Below are 19,902 nucleotides of genomic sequence, written 5' to 3'. Positions count from 1 at the left end.
AAAATCAAAACATTATGGCAAATACATATACCCAAATGAATGTTCAAGCTGTTTTTGCTGTTAAAGGGCGTGAAAACATCATCACCAAGGATTTCCGGGATGAACTGTATAAATATGTCTATGGTATTCTTTCTAATATCGGTCAATATTCGCTTGCTGTTAATGGATGGAAAGACCATATTCATATTTTCTTTGAAATGCAGCCGGTTTCAAATTTGTCTAATATCATTCAGATTGTAAAATCCAATTCTTCAAAATGGATAAATATAAAAAAATTTGTGCATGGAAAATTTAGTTGGCAGGAAGGATATGGAGGATTTACATATTCCAGATCACAACGAAACCAGGTTATTAACTATATTATGAATCAGGAAAAACATCATTCAAAATGTACATTTCGTGAAGAATATCTGGATTTACTGAAAAAATTTGAAATAAAATATGATGAAAAATATTTGTTTGAATTTTATGATTAACTGGTTGGGTTTAGACAATAATGTCGCTCCTAACGGAGCTTTATTTGTATGGGGGAAATTCTTTCTACTACTACCATAATCTCGTCCCTATGGGACTTACAAAAATAAAACAATAAATGTTAATTTAAAAAATAAAAGATTTCTTTATTTGAAAAATATCACTATTGAATATTTACTCTTGAATTTACCCTTTGAGCAAAGTTTTTTTAAGTGAGTAAAGAACACAACTCTTTAGTAGTTTTTTTAAATATTTTTTTAAAAAATCAAAAGAAAAATTAACGAAATTATATATAATTTAACTGCTCATTTTTATTTTGCATATAACCATTAGGCATTTAGGGAATTTCATTCATACAATTAATAATTTATTAGTATTCGTTCGTATATTTGCATCGGGTTAACCAATCAAAGAATCTCATGGCAATTATCAATAAAATAAGACAACGAGCAGGTCTTGCAGTAGGTGTCATAGCAATAGGTATAGGGGGTTTTGTACTCCAGGACCTTTTATTCGGTCAGTCTCGTCTATTTGGCGATAACACTCAAATTGTAGGCGAAATTAGCGGAAACGAAATTAAACTGCAGGATTTTCAACAGCAGGTTGATGAATTTAAAAATAATTACCTGCTTAACACGGGTAAAAATCCGGATGAAAATGAAATGCCCGGTATCAGGGAACAGGCGTGGAATCAACTTATCTTCAAAATCTCTTACCTGGATCAATTTAATAAGCTCGGACTTAGGGTAACAGAAGAAGAAGTTGTGGACATAGTGCAGGGTGCAAATATCCATCCGTCCCTCAGGCAAATTTTTGTGAACCCGGAAACAAATCAATTTGACCGCAACCTGATCATCAACTACCTTCAGAATCTTGGTCAATTAGAGCCACAGCAGCAAGCAATGTGGTACGTCTTTGAAAGAAACATTGGACCCGAAAGATTAAGAACAAAATATGAAAATTTACTGGGATTATCAAATTATGCTACCACTCATGAATCTAAAAATTTTTATAATGAGCAAAATGCCAGAGCCGAAGTAAAATTCATATATGTTCCATTCTATTCAATATATGATACCACTGTCCATGTAGCTGAACATCAATTAAAAGAATACCTGGAGGAAAACCAGGATCAATACCAGGTAGATGAAACCGGGAGTATTGAGTACGTGGTTTTCCCGATTATACTTTCTGCAAAAGACAGCGCTTATTTTTATGAAGAAATAAATGATCTGAAAAGCAGCTTTGCTTTAGCAGAAGATGATTCAGCTTTTGTCAGTTTAAATTCTGATCTGTCATATAATCCGGATTCTATGCACATAGGCGATATGCCTGAAAAACTACAAAATAACCCGGCAATACTCCAAAAAGACACGGTATTGGGTCCATTCGCAGATGAATCAAGCTATATTCTGTACAAAATAGAAGATATATTGGAAGACTCAATCTATTATGCCAGGGCAAGCCATATATTGTTCAAAACAAAAAGCGAGTCAGATGAAGACAAAGCTGAGGCTTTGAGGGAATGCGAAAATGTTCTGAAACAAATAAAGCAAGGCGGCAGCTTTGAAGAGTTGGCAAATATTCATGGCAGTGACGCTACTTCAACCAGAGGGGGTGACCTTGGGTGGTTTGATGATGGAACGATGGTAGCCCCATTTAATGAGGCGGTATTTAAAAGTGAAAAATTGGGACTTTTACCTGAACCGGTAGAGACCCGTTTTGGCTATCATATCATTAAAATTACAGAATTAAAAACCAATAAATTATTTAAGGTCGCCACCGTGGAAAGAGAAATCTATGCCAGCGATGAAACAAGAAATGCAGTCTATGTAAAAGCAGATTTTTTTTCCGGAACGTCCAAAAACTTATCGGAATTTTATCTCAATATTGAAAATGATACCTCCATTACAAGCGACCTTGCTGAAAATGTTGGCAAAACAGACCAGCATTTAAATAATATGCTTAATGTCAGGGAAGTCATTAGATGGGCTTTTAAAGATGCAGAAGTAGAAGATGTATCACAGGTATTTGAATTTGAAGATAAAATTATTGTTGCAGCAGTTATAGAAAAACAGGATGAAGGTACTGCTCAGATTGACAAGGTAAGAGATGAGATCACGGTTAAAGTACGGAACAAGCTAAAAGGTGAACAAATGATGGAAAAACTTATCGCCTCATCCGGAAGTATTGATCAAATAGCAGAACAATATGGCTCAGACGCCCTGGTAAAAACTGCGGGAAATGTAAATTTCCAGTCAAATTACCTGGAAGGCGTTGGCAATGATGTCATAGCAATCGGCAAGATATTTGCGCTTAAAGAAGGAGAAAGAACTGAGCCATTTGTTGGAGAAACCGGGGTGCTGTTAATAGAATTAGTAAAATTAACTCCCGCTGCCGAGACACAAGATTTTAACTCCTATAAATCACAATTAATTAACAAGCGGTCTTCCTCCAGCCAATATTATATAAACGAATCTATTAGAGACTTTGCAGAGATTGAGGATAACAGGAGCAGGTTTTATTAGATGGATGATGGATTATGAAGCTTTGAGTCCACTCCAAAAAGTTAAAAAAGAAAAAATGCCACTAAAACACCAAAGCACAAAATCCCACAAAACATTGAAAATCAATCAAATAACTTTTGTGGGATTTTGTGTTTTTGTGCTTTTGTGGCGAAAATTGACTTTTTGGAGTGGACTCAGCTTTATATAACACTAAAATTTAGATAAAACCCATCAACCATCAAAAGAACCTGTCCTCAATATCCTTTGTAGGAATCAAACATTGCTCTTTCTTCCCAAACCACCTATAGCGGTTTTTTGCTATGAAGTCATAAAGAAAATCTCTTACAGGTTTTGGTACGATTATCAGCATATAAACAGCAGGCCAAAGCCCGCTAAATTCTTTAACTACCTTGAGCGCTGCGGTTGATCTTGTAAAATACTCATTTCTGTTGATCAGGATCAAAGAGTGAAAATCGTTTGTTGGAAGACCAAATTTATGCAGCAGCTTTTTCCCTGTTTCTGATTGTAATGAGGCAAACATAAATTTGCTTTGTTTATCCCGCTTTATTATGAAATTAACGAAAAAGCTGCATAAATTACATACGCCATCAAATAATAGAATGGGTTTGTTTTGGCTTTGTTTGAGATTTGGTGTTTGGAATTTAATTGTTATTTGGCGCTTTTAATTATTGACCCTGAGACTCGGGGGTAAAAGTAATATTGTAAGAGCTATTGCCATCTATAATATGCCTGATTCATCAAAGGCTCTGCCCTACGTTTTAATTTCTTTATATCAGAATTCTCATATGTATCCTTAAAAAGACTATAAGAGATTCTCATATATAGAGAATCTTTGGTTAGTTTTATACCACCCCCATGTAAATATATAAAAGCTGCATTAAATTTATCTTCATAAGTTTTTATTAAGTTTTTGTCATATAGGTCAATTACTCTTGTTAGTCTTATTGAATCTCTATCTGATACTGCAATTAGTTTATTATTTTGCATTTTCTTTTCTTCCGGAGTAAATATGAACCTTAATAAATTTTGCCTTCTATCTTTTTGATCAGTTTTGTATATATATTTTAGTTCCCTACTAACATCAATAGAATCATTTGGAATTGGGGGCATTTTTAAAAAAGAAATACAACCTGGCAAGGAATTAGTAATAAGAAGAATGAGGAAAAAATGTTTTACATTCATTAAATTATATTATGACTATACTTACAATTCTGACAATAGTTTTTTGTACTTAACAGCTTTTTCTTGATCTTTTAGATTAGTGTATATCGCAGATAGGGTTTCGTAATTTAACTTAATTATATCTTTTGCCTGAACTTCTTTTGCATTTTTTAAACTTTTATTGCAATATTCAATAGCTTTTTCATATTTTTCTTCTTTATAATTCATTTCTCCAATATTATACATAGCTAAACCAATTCCTCTCTTGTCTTTTAAATTGGTGTACATATCAAGGGCTTGCTGAAAATAGTTAATTGCTTTTTTATGATTGCCTTGCATACCATAAGCATTCCCTATATTATTTAAACAATTAGCCATTTTCCCGTTTTTCTCCAATTTTTTATAAACTGTTAAGGATTTTACATAATAAGCTACTGATTGTTCATATTTACCTTGAAAAGAATAAATATAACCAATGTTATACGAAATAACAGCCATTGCATATTGATTATCCAATTCGTTATAAATTTTTAGTGATTGTAAATAATAGTCTTTAGCTTTTTCGTATTTTCCCTGATAATAATAAGCTATACCCATTTCAATTGACGAAAATGCAATTCCCTTTTTGAACCCCGCCTCTTTACTTACTTTTAAACCTTGTTGTAAGTAATCAATTGCTTTTTCATAGTCTTTTTTAATTCTGTAAACTACTCCACTTTTTGTAAGACTATATGCAATCCCCTTTTGAAAATTTAATTGCTTTGATAGATTCAAAGCTTGATTACAATATTCAAGAGCTTTTTTCTGATCTATTGTTCTATTATGCCAACATAGTTCATATAATGTTATTGCTTTGTTTGTATCTTCTTTGACAGTTTCAAGAACTGCAAGAAGGCTGTCAATTATTTTAGATTGTTCTTGTGCAAAAGCCTGTCCTGAGCGTAGCAAAGGAACTAAAGTAAAAAGTATAAAGAAGCAAGGTAAAACATATTTACAATGCCACCCGTCTAATTTTAAACGGCTAATTTGTTTATTAAATATATTCATAATCTTGTTTTAAAATTTTGAGTATTGCCAGGTCTTCCCACCTGACAGGGAGTATCGGGTGGAAACACACGACAATACGAAAATAAGTATGATTATTTTCGTATTGTTTATAATCCATGATCTTTTTTGTTGTAAAGATAGTCAATATTTGTCAATACGTACTCCGAACGTTTTTGTTAGCATTATCAGTAACCGCCAGGGAACCGACAACATTTTTTCTTTTTTTTGTCTTTTCTGTAATAGAATAATATTCTTTAAATAAAGAAAATGGTCAAGGTTCAAACAATATTATTTTCCCCGTTTTTATAATTTCTTTATTATTAAACAGCTTATAAATATACATTCCATTAGGCAGATCATTTCTGCTAAATTTGGTTTTTCCAGTTGTAAGATTTTCTCTCCTTTCTACTTCATTGCCGGGCAAATCATAAAGCACAAAAGAGAGGTCTCCAGTAGCAGATAAATTGATATAAATTGTAAAAGTGGTACCGGCTGGATTAGGAAAGACTTTCACTTCATTTTTAAATACAAAACTCTGAATACCAGTTGAAACAATAGTTATGCTATCACAAATAGTATCTGAACCGCAAACATTGCCTGCGATTAAACACACATTAAAAGTTCCCTGGGTGGCATAACCATGTGTTGGATTTTGAAGCGTTGAACCGGGACTTCCGTCTCCAAAATACCAGAGCCAATTTAAGGCAGCCAATGATGAATCTGAGAAACTAACCGTTAACCCAGTTGAAACATGATTGTAACCTGCTTCAGGCAACAATGTTTCTACGAATACTTCTACCGTATCACTATGAGCGCATCCGAAATTATCAGTCACTTCCACTGAGTATTCTCCCTGGGTAGTTACTGTAATGGTTTGCCCGGTTGAACTGTCAGACCACAGATAGGCGCTAAAACCCGGGCCTGCATCAATCACTATACTGTTTCCTGAACAGATCGTCTTGTCTCCGCCTAAATCTACGATCGGTACAGTGGGAGGATTGTCCCATTCCACCCGTTTCCAGGGTGCATCACGTGGATCTCCCCACTCATCGCTGTTTGAGGAATATTCCGGATCTCCGTAATAGAAGGTATCAGGACTTTGAATGTATGAAATGGCATTGAATACATTGAAATCATTTGAATAAATGATCCATGGAATTGTAGCGCTATCTCCAACATCAAGCTGCCCGTTATTTTTTGAGATTTCACCATTATAACGAATAACTACCCCATCCTCAGAACCTTTTCCCATAGCGTGGGAACCGCCATCAACTTTTATGATCGGATTGCCATCATCTTTTGAAATCTCACACCATGAAAAGAGATTAAAATCATTGTGCCAGCTTATCATGATATAAATCGGTGTGGTATCCTTAACATATACATAGTATTTTTCCCAATCATGTTCGTGATCATTTAACCAGTCATTATCTGCATAATAGAGCCAGTATTCATATACATCATATTTTTGCCGTTGAACAAAGTGGAAATATACTACAGGCCGCTGATCATTAGGCCCTCTGTTTGTGAGACCCGATCTGCCAGTTCCATAGAGATAATTGCCAATTGCGAAGCGGATCAAATTTTCAAGATTATCTTCAACATCAATGCTCCCGTCATTATTCGCATCTTGAGTGGTGTTAAAGCTGAAAGAATGTGGGAAGTTTTGCTCACCCGAATCAAAAAAATCTTTCCCGTCAAATTCAAGCGTAGCTATATATTTGTAAGGGTCAATATTAGGCGCATAGTGCATAGCCCCGCCAACTGGTGGGGCATAGGGTATAGTGGTTGGTAGATTTTGAGTAAAGCATTTTAATTGAATGCTTAAAAGTAATATGATCAACGATAAGCTTTTCATTATTAAATGATAATCGTAAATCATCATTCGACATTCGCAAATTGTCTTAATTGATCTTTATGCTCCACTTCGTCTAAAATTATTTTACCCAGGATCTCGTGCATGATCTGGGTTGTGCCGGCACCGATTGATATGAGGCGGGCGTCCCTCCATGCCCTTGCTATGCCGTAATCTTCAGTATAACCAACGCCTCCGTGCAATTGCAAAGCGTCATTGATCACTTTCATACATTCTTCGGAGGTAAAGGCTTTAGCCATTGTGATGATCTTTTCGGCCTTATTGCCCTTTTCAATAAACTCAGCAACCGCACGATAAGAGATTGAGCGGCAAGCTTCAACCGTCACAGCCATTTGCGCTAATTTATGCCTTATCACCTGAAAATCACTTATCAGCCTGCCAAAAGCCTTGCGCTCCACCGTGTACTGCTTTGCTTTTTTAAATGCCCAATCAGCAATAAAAGTGCTTGTTACGGCAGCAAGCAGCCTTTCTTCCTGGAAATTATTCATGATGTAATAAAATCCGTACCCTTCTTTTCCTATCAATGCTGACTTAGGTACCTTGCAATTTTCAAAAAATAATTGCGCAGTGTCTGAGGTGTGCATGCCGAGCTTATTACGGATCGGTGTGGCAGAAAATCCTTCTGTGTTTGTATCAAATATTAAGAGCGACAAATTTTTCTCATCAGTACGCACTACCAAAACAACAAAGTCAGCCATTGTACCATTGGTGATGAACGTTTTTGACCCGTTGACCAGGTAATGGTCGCCCATATCTTTGGCTGTTGTGGTAATTCCCCCCACATCCGAACCGGCTCCGGGTTCTGTAATGCCCAAAGCAGCTATTTTTTCACCTTTTAAAGCGGGTACAAGGTAATTTTCCTTTTGCTCCTCTGTACCGATTACATTTATTAAAGGAAGAGGCAAATAGGTATGAGCATATAACGACATTGCCAGACCGCCAATATTTGCCTGCGCCAATTCGTCAGTAATTACCACGGCAGACCAGAAATTCATGCCGCTGCCCTCGTACTTTTCAGGGAATGTCACACCAAAAAATCCATGCTCACCCATTTTTTTGAAAACATCTTTACTGCAGATATTATTTTTTTCCCATTCTTCCACGTTTGGTATGATCTCTTTTTCAATGAATTTTCTGATCGATTGCCTGAGCAGTTCGTGCTCTTCAGTAAAGGGGTTTGTGGTCATTTGTTGTTAGTGGTTATGTTTGATATGAATCAGAGACACTTTATATTTTCTTAGGAAGATTTAGCCCCCGTTGCCGCAGCGGTGAATAAATTTTTTTACTTCATTCATCGCTTTAAAAAGCAACATATAATTTATCATCCCTTCATAATAAGCGTTTTCGTGGAGTTCACTCCTTATAAAATAATAGGAGAAGAGCATTTGTTCATTACAGTATTGCGCCATCATATCGTGGCGTTGGCGCTCGCTTTTCGGTAATTGTTTTTCTTTCAAGCCGCAGGAGAGCAAAAATCCACGCAGCGCATCCGTGGTCGCTATCCATGCTTTTCCGCTTGCATCGCGTGCGACTTCATTATTATTCAGCCGTTTTGCTTTATTAAATTCTTCTTTTGAGAGAAGATATAAGTTCTTTGCCTGTGTGAGATAAGTATTCATCGTTCTGTTTTTTTACAAAGGTACATGAAATTTTCTAATTACACATAGATAATAAATTATGTAACTAATCAGTTACGATTGCTACGGGTTATCATTAGTTAAGGGCTTTTAGCTGTTAGCTGTTAATTTCAGTGTAATAATGAAACTGTTGATCATGCGTTGCTCTTCATGCAACCCTTCAAAAAGCTGTTAGCTGTTAGCTGTTGGCTGTTAGCTAAAAGCCAAAAGCTAATAGCTAAAAGCTAACAGATTCCATTCCTCGTTCCCAAATTTTCAATCTTCTAAAGTTCTTCATTTTGATATTGTGTTATCAAATCTATTGCTAAAAGCTAACAGCTAACAGCTACTATACTCACGGAGCTATACGCCATGCTCTATGCGCCCTACGCCCTACGCCTCCTGAAAACCCACCAAATAATAGGTATCCAGCCAATCACAGGCAGGTAAAAGGTCATAGCTCCTGGGTTCATAAAGATCATTTTGATAAAAGAAAAGAATCTTATTTTCATATTTACCTGCTTTCCTTTACTTTTCTTATAAAGCCTTTCATGTTCCAAAAAAATCAGCGGCCAGCCGGTTGGGGAAAAATAAAATGCTTTTGAAAGATTTTTTATAGTGATTGAGAAGAATTCTTTCGCCCTATAAGGTTTTTGTCCATATTTTCTAACAGCTTCAATCAATTCCTGCTGCATTTGACGCCTGACGCTATTTGCTATTCGGACAAGATCGTCCCTTCCGATTTTCTCAAACGGTTTATCAGTCATCTCGTAGGGTTTTATCCTTTTACCCATCACGTAGGTGAGATTTGCCGGGAAGGCACAATAAAATACCCACGGCTGTAAAATAATACCCAGGGTAGAAAGGCCTAAGGGAAGAAAGGGAATGCCAATTTTATTCACTATCCTGTTTACTTTAATTGACTTATAACTATATGGATTAATATATTCACCATTTACAGTTGCAAATGGAATAATATCGGTTTTGTATTTGATGCTCATTCGGATAAAAGAGGTGGCAAATCTTTGCAGGTGATAGCGTTTGTTGAAGCCCTTGCCAATGCCGGGTACACCCTCAGGATATATTAACAGGTTAGCATCTTTATAATGCATCATAGTCTCAAAATTCAATGAAGTGGCATCAACGCTACCACATCTTTTCCATAGATCCTGGATTAAATAGGCATTCATTAAAGGAGTTTCAGAAAGCATAGGCGCTGCCAAAACGCGTACTGAGTTATAGAGATTGTAATTATTCATTTTCAACAACCCGGCACCGAGGATCATCCCATCCCAGGGAAAAGCCATACCCGAATGATTACTGGCATATATTAAAGGGGTGTCAGGATTGTTTCTCTGGGGCATATTTTCAAAGCCAATAAATTTTGACCTGAAGTAATATTTATCAATAAAATCACTTATATTGTTAATGATACTTTTTAAATATGGAAAATCGTAGAATTCAGTATAGATCTTTTTGTTTTTTTCAATTAATATGGCTAATTCAGATTCGGAAAGATCTTTTGTGTTTATTTTAGAGATTTTCATTGTACAAAAATAACTTTTAATTTTATAAATCGTAAGATATTGCTTTAATACGAATCACCGATGCCAATATACGAATGAATACTAATGATACTAGTATAAAATGCTAATCCCGAGTACTCGGGACTAATGATACTAATAAAAAAAATGCCTAAAATGTAAAATTTAAAATGCCTAAAATAAAAAAATCGCCACTAAAGCACAAAAACACGAAATTTCACTAAAAAATTTTGTGTGATTTACCCACACACCAAAACTCTAAGATAAATAATGTAAATATAAAATTGTATATTTTGGTGTGGGGGTTTAGTGATTTTAGAGTTTTTGTGGCATAAATTTTAGGCATTTTAAGTATTTTATATTTAATTAGTATATTAGCATTATACCCTATTCGTGTCATTAGTATAAATTCGTATATTTGCATCGGATATTAGTATATGGAAAAACTCAAAGAAAAATACATCAATGAACATTCCAGGTTTATGGATATTGATGGGATACAGGTGCATTACCGTGACGAGGGGGAAGGGTTTCCCTTATTACTACTTCACGGAGCATTTTCTTCACTCCACACTTTTGATGACTGGGCTCATGCATTAGCCAAAGATTACAGGATTATCAGACTTGATCTTCCCGGTTTTGGATTGACCGGATCAACTGCTGCTACTGACTACACAAGAGATACTTATATGTCATGCCTGCACACATTTCTTCAAAACCTTGGCATAGAGCAATGTGACATCGCAGGCAGCTCATTAGGCGGGTGGATTGCCTGGGAATTTGTCCTGGAATATCCTGCAAGTATCCGTAAAATGATATTGATTGGTTCAGCAGGATATATTGAAAGAAAAGATTTTCCACTGCCTTTTAAAATGGCACAAACACCTTTTTTAAATAAACTCATTAAATATATAACTCCGCGTAATATGGTTGAAAGATTCTTAAAAGAGGTTTACTGTGACCAAACAAAGATAACAGACCAGATCATTGATCGTTATCAAGACCTGTTTTTAATGGATGGCAACCGTGATGCTTTTATCTCCATAGCCAATACAAAATTTGAAAGAAATGAGGAAGACATAAAAAATATAAAATCCCCAGCGCTCATTCTATGGGGTGCGGAAGACAAATGGATACCTCTTGAACATGCCCATCGTTTTAAGAATGAGCTTCCAAATGCTGAGCTGATCGTCTATGAAGAAGTGGGGCATATACCAATGGAAGAGATCCCAGGGCAATCTGCAAGAGATGTGAAAGCGTTTTTAACAAAATAACTAAATTTTTTATTATATTTGCAAAATTAATTATTATTAAGATAATGGAAACAGCATCAAATTTACTTAAACTTTACAATACTTTACCCACTATTGAAAGGGTTAAGTTTTTGGCTAAAATAAAGCAGGAAACTGCTCAAAAGCCAATATTGAAAGAGCATTTAAACAACCAACACACTACTATTGCAGATGAACTATCAGCAATGGCAAATGAGTCTTTTGGAGATATTTGGGAAAACCCTAAAAACGACCATTGGGATGAATTTTTGAAAAACAGATCAGATGTACAAACAAGGTGATATTATTACAGTCAAATATCCTTTTTCAGATAAACCCCAAAGGGCGAAGTTGAGACCCGCAATAGTTATCTCCAATGTAATTAAATTATACCTCAATACCTTTATTTCCTTATTACCTTACATCTTGAAACCATGACCAAATCACCTATCAGAATCGCAGCCGGCCAGGGTTTTTACGGTGACAGCAGCACGGCTGCCATGGCTATAGTTAAAGAAAAAGCAGCAGATTATGTAGTACATGATGCTTTGGCAGAATTGACCCTGTCTATTCTCCAAAAAGACAGGTTAAAAGACCCCAATCTGGGATATGCAAGAGATATTGAGTTAATGGCAACCAACCTGTTCCCGTTAGCTTATAAAAATGGGATTAAAATAGTTACGAACTCCGGAGGCCTCAATCCAGAGAGCGCTGCAAAAAAAGTTGCTGCCATACTCCAAAAACAAGGCGTTGTAGGTTTAAAGATCGCAACGATTTCCGGTGATGATTTTTTCCCTAAGTTAAAGCAATTGCAAAATAACGGGTATAAACTAGAAAATATGGATTCAGGTGAACCTCTTTCATCTTCTCCATATCAGCCTACACATGCGAACGTATATCTCGGTGCATCAACTATTGCCAAAGCGCTTGACAAGGGAGCTGATATTATTTTGGCTGGCAGAGTTGCCGATCCTTGCTTAACATTGGGAATATTGATACATCATTTTGGATGGAAATTGGATTTTGATAATAATTCCCCCCCCTCGGGGGGGCTTCTCGCCAGTGGTATCGCCATCGGGCACTTACTGGAATGTGGTGGACAGGCATCCGGGGGAAATTCTTATGCTGAATGGCCCATGGATTATAAAATTAGCAACCTGGGTTATCCGATTGCAGAAGTTTCGGAAGATGGCTCTGCAATTTTCACAAAATTAGAAAGCCAGGGTGGCAAAGTTTCAAGAAATACTTTAAGAGAGCAGTTGATTTATGAAATTCACGACCCGGCCAATTACATTACTCCTGACGTAATAGTAGATCTGACAGAAGTCAAAATTGAAGATATTGATAAAAACAAAGTACGATTTTCAGGAGTTAAAGGTAAACCAAGGCCTGAACTTTTAAAAATGACCATCGGGTTGATGGAAGGATATGTAAGTGAACAATTTTTCTTCTTTTCCTGGCCCTATGCTTACAAAAAAGCACAAATGTTCATCAAAGCCGTAGAGAAAATTTGGAGTGATTTACATCTATTAGAAAACACAAACGGTAGGAAAGGTGAAAGTGGCAGTAGCAGTAGTAGTAACCGACACCTGCCCGCCAAAGGCCTATGGCAGGCGGGTCCAGTATCCCTGCCTGCGCCAAGGTTTCGGCAGGCAGGCAGTGTCCGGAACCCAGCAAAAATTGAACGGTTTGAATATTCCTTTATCGGAATAAACGGTATTCACGGAAGTGCAGCGCCCATACCAACAGACAAAGAAAAGGAAGACTTAAATGAAATTGGGGTACGACTTGTGATAAAACATCAGGAGCCTAAAGTTGGGAAAATAGCGATGCAATCCATTGTATGCCTGGCATTAAACGGTCCTCCGGGTATGAACAGTATGCCCGGCTGGGGTAAGACAAATAGGACTTTGCTGAGTTTATGGCCAACGCTGATTCCAAGGGAATTGGTTGAGGAAAAGGTTGAAATTTTGAAAACTTAGCGCATAGCGCATGGTAATAAACGTTCTACGCTATGTACTATGCGTATTAGAACTAATCATTGATTTAGACAGATGAAAGTTAAATTACTTAAAATCGCCAGCGCCAGATCCGGAGACAAAAACGATATTTGCAATATAGGCGTGCTTGCAAAATCTCCGGAACATTATGAAATTATCAAGAAACAGCTCACCTCCGAAAAGGTTAAGGAACATTTTAAAGGACTCATAAAAGGTAAAGTGTTTCGTTATGAATGGCCGGTAATAGAAGCCATTAACTTTGTATGTCATAAAGCCCTGGATGGGGGTGGATCCAGGTCATTGCGGATGGATACGCTGGGGAAAAATTTTGCAAGCCATTTGCTGAGGATTGAAATAGACGTATAAATTATTACGAATTACAAATATTTGTGAATTACAAGTAATTTATATTTATTTGCATGTCATAATTTAATATTTATATAAAAATTTGATAAGAAAAAAAATCAGAGATGAAAATCAATTCTATCATATATTATAATTTCAATTAATTTTTATCAGTCATGAAACATTTAATTAATAAGATTGAATTACTGGTCGTATTTTCAATCACACCACTTTTCACAGAAGCTCAGGTATTGCAATTTTCATCCACAACCATACCGGCTGGCCTGGGTCCTCGCTCTGCAGTTTTGATAGAGTTGAACCAGGACGGCAATGCTGACCTGGCTGTTGCAAACATGCTGGGTTCTAACATTTCGCTGATCTATGGAGATGGTTCAGGTACTTTCATACTGCAGGATAGTATCGCTACCATCCATAAAGGACCCCACAATATTGCCACTAACGATTTTAATGGAGATGGTGTTTTGGATGTAGTTACTGCCAATAAAGACAGCAACACGATAGCCGTGTTTTTAGCAGATAGTGCCGGAGGTTTTCTCCCCCCAACTTTCTATGCAACCGGCTTAGGGCCTCGCTGGATTGCAGTTGCTAACTTCAATGCAGACGATTATCCTGACCTGGCAGTTACCAATCGTAGTGATGATAACATCACCGTTTTTCTGGGGGATAGCTTGGGGAGTTTTGTAAAAGTTGGTGATTTTTATACGGGCAACGGCCCTGTGCCGATTGCAGCAGGCTGGTTTAATACCGATACCATCATTGACTTAGCAGTTGGGAATGATCTTGGCGATTCGTTGGTGATACTTTCCGGGGATGGTACAGGTGCATTTAATATTGAATCTGCATTTCCTGTTGGCAATTCACCAAAAGATATCGCATTAGGTGATATAAATATGGACGGTATCGTTGATATTGCAGTGGCTAATGTGCTGGATAGTACAGTGACAGTGTTTTTTGCCGATGGGTTGGGAGGGTTTACAAGCAGCTCTTATGTGGCAGGAAGCGGTCCGATTGCAGTGGTCATAGAAGATTTTGATGGTGATGGTAATAATGATCTGGCAGTTACTGATGCAGTCAATCATAACGTGGTAGTGCTGCTCGGAGATGGCACAGGTGGTTTTGCCGTAGCGGAAACTTTTACTGTTGGTTTGGTTCCAAAGGCCCTTCTATCAGGTGATTTCAACAGCGATGGGCGGCCTGATCTTGCAGTGACCAACACTGGTGGCAATTCGGTGACAATCCTTCTTAACCAAACCCCGCCCCAGGCATGCGTGAACGTTCTATCAGTGATTCAAAGGGTCTATTTTGATTTTGATTACTCTCCTGATCCCGTTATCTCACCTGTCGGACAACCTTTACAGCTCTTAATGACAAGCGATATGGGTGAACACATCAATGGCGTGAGCATCCTGCCCTGGATCACTTCTACCTATTTTCTGCTTCCGGGACAAATCCTGACTGTACAGTTCACGCCCACAGATACCGGAACATATCAGATCAAGAACCTCGGACACGCGTTTACAGGAGATGTTGTGATTGTTGAAAATGCAAAAGCGGTAGATTCTTTGGTGCTCCAGATGGGACAGCATAAAGTTTCACTGATTCACAGCAACGCTCAACAGCAAAATTTCCCTCCTGTAATTCGTGCCCTGAAAAACATTCCCCTTACAATCTACAACATCAGCCTTGACGATACGCATTGGGTGAGCATTGATCCCTGGCTAACGGCACCTGTTCCACCTGCTCAAGGTAATGTGCTGCCAGGTGAAGTTAAAATGTTTACGTTCACACCCACCAATACCGGAACTTACGATATTGTTCATACTGTGCATGGTTACACAGGTAAATTAATTGTATTAGATTCACTTCTGCTTGGCAATATTGCAAATAATGATATTGTTACAACAGATTCAGCGGTTTCGATTGTGATAGATGTACAGTCAAATGATATTGACCGGGAAGGATACCCTTTAACAACTTCCATACTTACAGGACCAAATAATGGTACTGCAAATATTTTGGGTGGGGACAACATACAATACACTCCGGATTCAACTTTTACCGGAATAGATACTATTGCTTATGAAGTTTGTGATACTGGAACATTATTCCAGTGTTGTGGAAAGGCATTCGTGTTTATTAATGTAGCATCTGTAGTGGGAATAGCAGACATAACTGATGATCCGCGGTTCAAAGTTTTCCCAAACCCTTTTAACACCGAAACAAAGATCAATTATTCATTAAAAAAAGCCGGTTTGGTTACCATCACCATTTACAACCAGCTTGGCCAGCCAGTCAGGCGTTTGGTGGAAGTGCAAAAACCCGCAGGGCAATATACAGTTCTGTGGGATGGACGGAATGAGGAGGGAAAATTGCTTCCGGGTGGTGTGTATTTCTACCGGCTCCAAACTGATCAGTTTGTAAGAGCAAATAAGCTTATTCTAGTGAGATAGAGCACTTACCAGATAAATGGTAAGAAACCTTTGAAAAACCTGCCACAAAGCCACCAAGACACTAAGTTTCACAAAAAAATTTGGATTTATAATATAAAAGGATTAACTAAAAAAGAGATAAAAATATTTTACGAAATTTGGGACAAAGTGGGAGGCAATATAGCAAATCTCCCTTCAGAAAAGGTGCAAATAAATATAAGATGAAGAATAATTTCAAAATAGGCTACTTTTTATTAGTTGCGCTTTCTATCTGTAATATCATATATGCACAGGAGGAAAGCAAAATGTCATTTTCTTTAGAGGAAGCGCTGATCTATGCGGTTAAAAATAATCATACAATTAAAAATGCTGCATTGGATGCCGGAATATCCAAAAGTAAAGTAAAAGAAGTAACCGCAACGGGTTTTCCGCAATTAAATGGTGAGATCAATTACCAAAATTTTATTGATATCCCTACCCAGGTAATACCCGCCAACGCATTTGACCGGCAAGCTCCTGCTGATCTGCTGGTACCTGTAAAATTTGGTACGAGCAATAATGCTTATGCTAAAATTACTGCCAGGCAATTATTATTTGATGGTACATACATAGTTGGTTTGCAAGCTGCGAAGGTTTACTTAAAACTTTCTATGAACAGTCTGATAAAAAGTCAAATTGAGGTGAAAGACCTTGTTTCTCAAACATATTACATGGTACTGGTGGCAGAAGAAAATGAGAGGATATTAACCCGAAATCATGAAAATATAAAATCAATACTGGACGAGACCAAAGTATTAAATAAGAATGGATTTGTGGATGAAATTGAAGTAGAGCAGCTTGAATTGACCTTGTCCAACCTTTTCAACTCCCTTACTAAAGTTAAAGGGCAGGTTATGATGAGTTACCGGCTCTTAAAGTTTCAGATGGGTATTGATGTTGACCAACCTATCACATTAAAAGACAGTCTTAAAGGCCTTCTCTCCGGAATAGATAATGAAACTTTGGAACCCGAAGAATTCCCTGCAGGAGACTCTGCGGGGAAACAACAATTAATGAAGGAGCTGGATGTGGAAAATCATATTGATTTTATGTTAGTTAAGACTCAGGAATCTCTTATGGCTCTAAATCTGAAAAAGGAGAAGTTTGCCAGGATGCCAACTTTAGGGGCCTTTGCGACCCATTCTCAGAACACCTTCAGCAATAGCCTGGAATTTCCGGATTGGTATCCTACTACTATTTGGGGTATCAATGTGAGCATACCCATATTCGATAGTTACGGACAATCCTCAAGGATAAGGCAGGCAAGGCTTGAATTAGAAAAGATCAAAAACCAGAGAACACAAATGGAACAAAACCTCCGGATGCAGGCAGGTAACGCACAGATTGAGTACTACACTGCCTACACTCAAAGCAATATAGAAGGAAAAAATATGAAATTGGCGAAAAAGATCCTTGACAAAACAATTGTTATGCATAAGGAAGGAATGGCAAGCAGTACAGATGTCACAGTTGCCAATAACCAACACCTTACAACACAAGGAAATTATTACAGTTCCATTTTTGAATTATTGAAATCAAAAAGCAAACTTGATAAGGCGTTAAATAACTACTGAAAAAGTCGGCAGTCGGCATACTGCATACTGCATACTGCCCATTGCCAACTGCCAACTTGTATATAAATGATGTATATAAAAACTAATATATATTTTAAATTAATCCCTTTTGTGATAATTGCCTTCATCATAGGCTTTTATAATTCCTGCAAGCATTCTGGTGAGGAACTTGCTGAAAAGATCAGGCTTCGGGATTCTTGTCAAGCTGTAGTTGATGAACTAAATATCAGGATCAAAGAGTTCAATGAAGAGATCACCGAATTAGATACAGCATCAGGGAATAATAAAAGAGAACGTGTAGTATCTACAAAAAAACTCACAAGAGAAACTTTTTGGCATTTCTTTGAGGTGCAGGGAGTTGTAGAGGCAGATAAAAATATTTTAATAACTCCCGAAATACCCGGTATTGTAAAGCAGATCAAGGTAACAGAGGGGCAACGTGTCAGCTCCGGCCAGACTTTGATCGTTCTTGCCACCGATGTTATCTGGCAAAACATCAATGAAGTAAAAACTCAATCAGAACTTGCCAACGATTTGTTTAAAAGGCAGCAAAGGCTTTGGGATCAGAAAATCGGTTCGGAATTACAATACCTTGAAGCAAAAAATAAAAAGGAATCTCTGGAAAATAAATTAAAAACACTCCGTTCGCAGCTTGACAAGGCAACCATCAAGGCTCCGGCAAATGGGATCATTGATGAGATCAACCCTAAAACAGGAGAATTGGCTTCACCTGCCATGCCTGTTATCAGGTTAGTGGATCTTTCCAGGGTGTATATTAAATCAGATGTTTCGGAAAAATACATCAAAGCCGTAAAAAAAGGCGCTGAAGTGCTTGTGCAATTCCCATCCCTGGATGAAGAAGTAGATGCCACGATCACCCAGGTCGGAAATTTCATTAACCCCAATAATCGAACATTTAAAATAAAGATCAATCTGGAGAATCCGGGCAATTTATATAAGCCTAATTTACTGGCTGTGATCAAAATAAAAGACTTTGAAAAAGATTCTGTAGTATCCGTTCCAAACGCATATATTCTTGCGGATGCAGGAGGGTCTGAGTATGTATTTATCATCGACAAGGATGGGGCTAAAAGCCGTGCTAAAAAAGTTTTCGTAGAATCGGGTCTGTCATACAAAGGTCAAACTATGGTGAAAAAAGGATTAGATGGCAGTGAAGAATTAATAACTGAAGGCTCCAGGAGTGTTACGGACAGGGAAATTGTTGTGGTGAAGAATTAGGCATAAAAGATAATAATAACTAATATAGCAATTACTTTTTATTAACCCCTTGATTTATCAAGGGGTAATGGAAAAATAATTTAACCCATAACCGTTTTAACGGTTTTTCAAAACTCAAAAAATCAGATAAACTATGTCATTACATTCTTACTCCCGTTGCTGGCTTCATATAATTTGGGCTACTAAAAATCGACAAAAGGTTTTAGGTAGGGAAGCCAGAAAAATGGTATCAGCTCATTTAAGCGAAAATGCTAAGGAGAAAGATATTTATATGAAAATTAATTATGTAAATGCAGATCATGTCCATTCTCTTATCGATTTACCCACAAAATATTCAATTGAAGATGTTGCTAAACTATTGAAAGGTGAATTATCTTTCTGGATAAACCAAAATGATATAATCCCGAATAAATTCTCATGGGGTAGAGGTTATGGCGCTTTTTCTGTATCACATTCCATTGTAGCAAAAGTTGCAGAATATATTGCCAATCAGGAAGAACATCATAAAAAGATGACATTTTTGGAAGAGTATAGGGGTTTTGTGGAAAATTATGGATTAGTATGGTATGATGATTAAAACCGTTAAAACGGTTAATGCTGAATTATTATGGATTTAACACCTCGTTGAAACGAGGTGTAAATGATAAGATTTATTTTTGAACTATGGAAAAACCTCAAAAAGTGGTCTTGAAGCGTGTTGAATCAATGCAAATTGTTCAGTTGCATTGATTGAACACA

17 protein-coding genes are annotated in these 19,902 nt (G+C 37.1%); 10 read left to right on the top strand and 7 right to left on the bottom strand.

Annotated elements, in window-relative coordinates; translation table 11 throughout:
• Positions 1 to 14: 14 nt before the first annotated feature.
• Together tnpA (FVQ77_00660) and FVQ77_00655 are read left to right on the top strand one after the other, a co-directional pair.
• Entirely contained in the window at positions 15 to 476 is a 462-nt protein-coding gene (tnpA, locus tag FVQ77_00660) for an IS200/IS605 family transposase (GenBank protein ID MBW8048858.1), read from the top strand.
• Between the two features lie 417 nt (positions 477 to 893).
• On the top strand, positions 894 to 3,002 hold the full coding sequence (locus tag FVQ77_00655; GenBank protein MBW8048857.1) for a peptidylprolyl isomerase: 2,109 nt from the start codon (positions 894 to 896) through the stop codon (positions 3,000 to 3,002).
• Between the two features lie 217 nt (positions 3,003 to 3,219).
• On the opposite strand, the gene FVQ77_00650 is transcribed toward FVQ77_00655, so the two are convergent.
• The 7 genes from FVQ77_00650 to FVQ77_00620 all read right to left on the bottom strand — a co-directional run bounded on the left by FVQ77_00650 (position 3,220) and on the right by FVQ77_00620 (position 10,249).
• A complete protein-coding gene (locus tag FVQ77_00650) occupies positions 3,220 to 3,648 on the bottom strand; it encodes a thiol-disulfide oxidoreductase DCC family protein (GenBank protein MBW8048856.1) in 429 nt (142 codons plus the stop codon).
• A gap of 62 nt (positions 3,649 to 3,710) precedes the next feature.
• Positions 3,711 to 4,112 carry a hypothetical protein gene (locus FVQ77_00645; protein MBW8048855.1) on the bottom strand — a complete coding sequence of 134 codons (402 nt, stop codon included), beginning with the start codon at positions 4,110 to 4,112 and terminating at the stop codon, positions 3,711 to 3,713.
• Positions 4,113 to 4,205: 93 nt separating this feature from the next.
• A complete protein-coding gene (locus FVQ77_00640) occupies positions 4,206 to 5,210 on the bottom strand; it encodes a tetratricopeptide repeat protein (GenBank protein ID MBW8048854.1) in 1,005 nt (334 codons plus the stop codon).
• Positions 5,211 to 5,481: 271 nt separating this feature from the next.
• A complete protein-coding gene (locus FVQ77_00635) occupies positions 5,482 to 7,095 on the bottom strand; it encodes a T9SS type A sorting domain-containing protein (GenBank protein MBW8048853.1) in 1,614 nt (537 codons plus the stop codon).
• A complete protein-coding gene (locus tag FVQ77_00630; GenBank protein MBW8048852.1) occupies positions 7,092 to 8,273 on the bottom strand; it encodes an acyl-CoA dehydrogenase in 1,182 nt (393 codons plus the stop codon). Before FVQ77_00630 ends, FVQ77_00635 begins: the two co-directional genes overlap by 4 nt.
• A 60-nt stretch (positions 8,274 to 8,333) precedes the next feature.
• A complete protein-coding gene (locus FVQ77_00625) occupies positions 8,334 to 8,705 on the bottom strand; it encodes a hypothetical protein (protein ID MBW8048851.1) in 372 nt (123 codons plus the stop codon).
• A gap of 383 nt (positions 8,706 to 9,088) precedes the next feature.
• Positions 9,089 to 10,249, bottom strand: a complete 1,161-nt coding sequence (locus tag FVQ77_00620; protein ID MBW8048850.1) for a hypothetical protein — start codon at positions 10,247 to 10,249, stop codon at positions 9,089 to 9,091.
• Positions 10,250 to 10,683: 434 nt separating this feature from the next.
• Between FVQ77_00620 and FVQ77_00615 the strand changes: the two genes are divergently transcribed.
• From FVQ77_00615 to tnpA (FVQ77_00580), 8 genes are all read left to right on the top strand, one after another.
• Positions 10,684 to 11,520 (top strand): alpha/beta hydrolase, encoded by an 837-nt coding sequence (locus FVQ77_00615; GenBank protein ID MBW8048849.1) that lies wholly within the window; start codon positions 10,684 to 10,686, stop codon positions 11,518 to 11,520.
• A gap of 44 nt (positions 11,521 to 11,564) precedes the next feature.
• The gene (locus FVQ77_00610; GenBank protein MBW8048848.1) at positions 11,565 to 11,819 is read left to right on the top strand and encodes a hypothetical protein; all 255 of its coding nucleotides are present in this window, start codon (positions 11,565 to 11,567) and stop codon (positions 11,817 to 11,819) included.
• A 132-nt stretch (positions 11,820 to 11,951) separates the two neighbouring features.
• Positions 11,952 to 13,499: a DUF1446 domain-containing protein gene (locus tag FVQ77_00605; GenBank protein ID MBW8048847.1), complete on the top strand. Its 1,548-nt coding sequence runs from the start codon at positions 11,952 to 11,954 to the stop codon at positions 13,497 to 13,499.
• A gap of 72 nt (positions 13,500 to 13,571) precedes the next feature.
• The gene (locus FVQ77_00600) at positions 13,572 to 13,883 is read left to right on the top strand and encodes a hypothetical protein (GenBank protein MBW8048846.1); all 312 of its coding nucleotides are present in this window, start codon (positions 13,572 to 13,574) and stop codon (positions 13,881 to 13,883) included.
• Positions 13,884 to 14,038: 155 nt separating this feature from the next.
• Positions 14,039 to 16,333, top strand: a complete 2,295-nt coding sequence (locus FVQ77_00595; GenBank protein MBW8048845.1) for a T9SS type A sorting domain-containing protein — start codon at positions 14,039 to 14,041, stop codon at positions 16,331 to 16,333.
• A gap of 200 nt (positions 16,334 to 16,533) precedes the next feature.
• Positions 16,534 to 17,925: a TolC family protein gene (locus tag FVQ77_00590; GenBank protein MBW8048844.1), complete on the top strand. Its 1,392-nt coding sequence runs from the start codon at positions 16,534 to 16,536 to the stop codon at positions 17,923 to 17,925.
• A 66-nt stretch (positions 17,926 to 17,991) separates the two neighbouring features.
• A complete protein-coding gene (locus FVQ77_00585) occupies positions 17,992 to 19,164 on the top strand; it encodes an efflux RND transporter periplasmic adaptor subunit (protein ID MBW8048843.1) in 1,173 nt (390 codons plus the stop codon).
• Positions 19,165 to 19,297: 133 nt separating this feature from the next.
• A complete protein-coding gene (gene tnpA, locus FVQ77_00580) occupies positions 19,298 to 19,741 on the top strand; it encodes an IS200/IS605 family transposase (protein ID MBW8048842.1) in 444 nt (147 codons plus the stop codon).
• The last annotated feature ends 161 nt before the right edge of the window (positions 19,742 to 19,902 follow it).

The organism is Cytophagales bacterium (assembly GCA_019456305.1).
Classification (GTDB): Bacteria; Bacteroidota; Bacteroidia; order Cytophagales; family VRUD01; genus VRUD01.
This window is presented reverse-complemented; position numbering and strand designations above follow the sequence as displayed.

What these genes read in the sequence shown, in the direction of transcription:
- tnpA (MBW8048858.1), top strand. Translation starts at nt 15, where the DNA reads ATGGCAAATACATATACCCAAATGAATGTTCAAGCTGTTTTTGCTGTT.
- FVQ77_00655 (MBW8048857.1), top strand. Translation starts at nt 894, where the DNA reads ATGGCAATTATCAATAAAATAAGACAACGAGCAGGTCTTGCAGTAGGT.
- FVQ77_00645 (MBW8048855.1), bottom strand. Translation starts at nt 4,112, where the DNA reads ATGCCCCCAATTCCAAATGATTCTATTGATGTTAGTAGGGAACTAAAA.
- FVQ77_00640 (MBW8048854.1), bottom strand. Translation starts at nt 5,210, where the DNA reads ATGAATATATTTAATAAACAAATTAGCCGTTTAAAATTAGACGGGTGG.
- FVQ77_00635 (MBW8048853.1), bottom strand. Translation starts at nt 7,095, where the DNA reads ATGATGATTTACGATTATCATTTAATAATGAAAAGCTTATCGTTGATC.
- FVQ77_00630 (MBW8048852.1), bottom strand. Translation starts at nt 8,273, where the DNA reads ATGACCACAAACCCCTTTACTGAAGAGCACGAACTGCTCAGGCAATCG.
- FVQ77_00625 (MBW8048851.1), bottom strand. Translation starts at nt 8,705, where the DNA reads ATGAATACTTATCTCACACAGGCAAAGAACTTATATCTTCTCTCAAAA.
- FVQ77_00620 (MBW8048850.1), bottom strand. Translation starts at nt 10,249, where the DNA reads ATGAAAATCTCTAAAATAAACACAAAAGATCTTTCCGAATCTGAATTA.
- FVQ77_00615 (MBW8048849.1), top strand. Translation starts at nt 10,684, where the DNA reads ATGGAAAAACTCAAAGAAAAATACATCAATGAACATTCCAGGTTTATG.
- FVQ77_00610 (MBW8048848.1), top strand. Translation starts at nt 11,565, where the DNA reads ATGGAAACAGCATCAAATTTACTTAAACTTTACAATACTTTACCCACT.
- FVQ77_00605 (MBW8048847.1), top strand. Translation starts at nt 11,952, where the DNA reads ATGACCAAATCACCTATCAGAATCGCAGCCGGCCAGGGTTTTTACGGT.
- FVQ77_00600 (MBW8048846.1), top strand. Translation starts at nt 13,572, where the DNA reads ATGAAAGTTAAATTACTTAAAATCGCCAGCGCCAGATCCGGAGACAAA.
- FVQ77_00595 (MBW8048845.1), top strand. Translation starts at nt 14,039, where the DNA reads ATGAAACATTTAATTAATAAGATTGAATTACTGGTCGTATTTTCAATC.
- FVQ77_00590 (MBW8048844.1), top strand. Translation starts at nt 16,534, where the DNA reads ATGAAGAATAATTTCAAAATAGGCTACTTTTTATTAGTTGCGCTTTCT.
- FVQ77_00585 (MBW8048843.1), top strand. Translation starts at nt 17,992, where the DNA reads ATGATGTATATAAAAACTAATATATATTTTAAATTAATCCCTTTTGTG.
- tnpA (MBW8048842.1), top strand. Translation starts at nt 19,298, where the DNA reads ATGTCATTACATTCTTACTCCCGTTGCTGGCTTCATATAATTTGGGCT.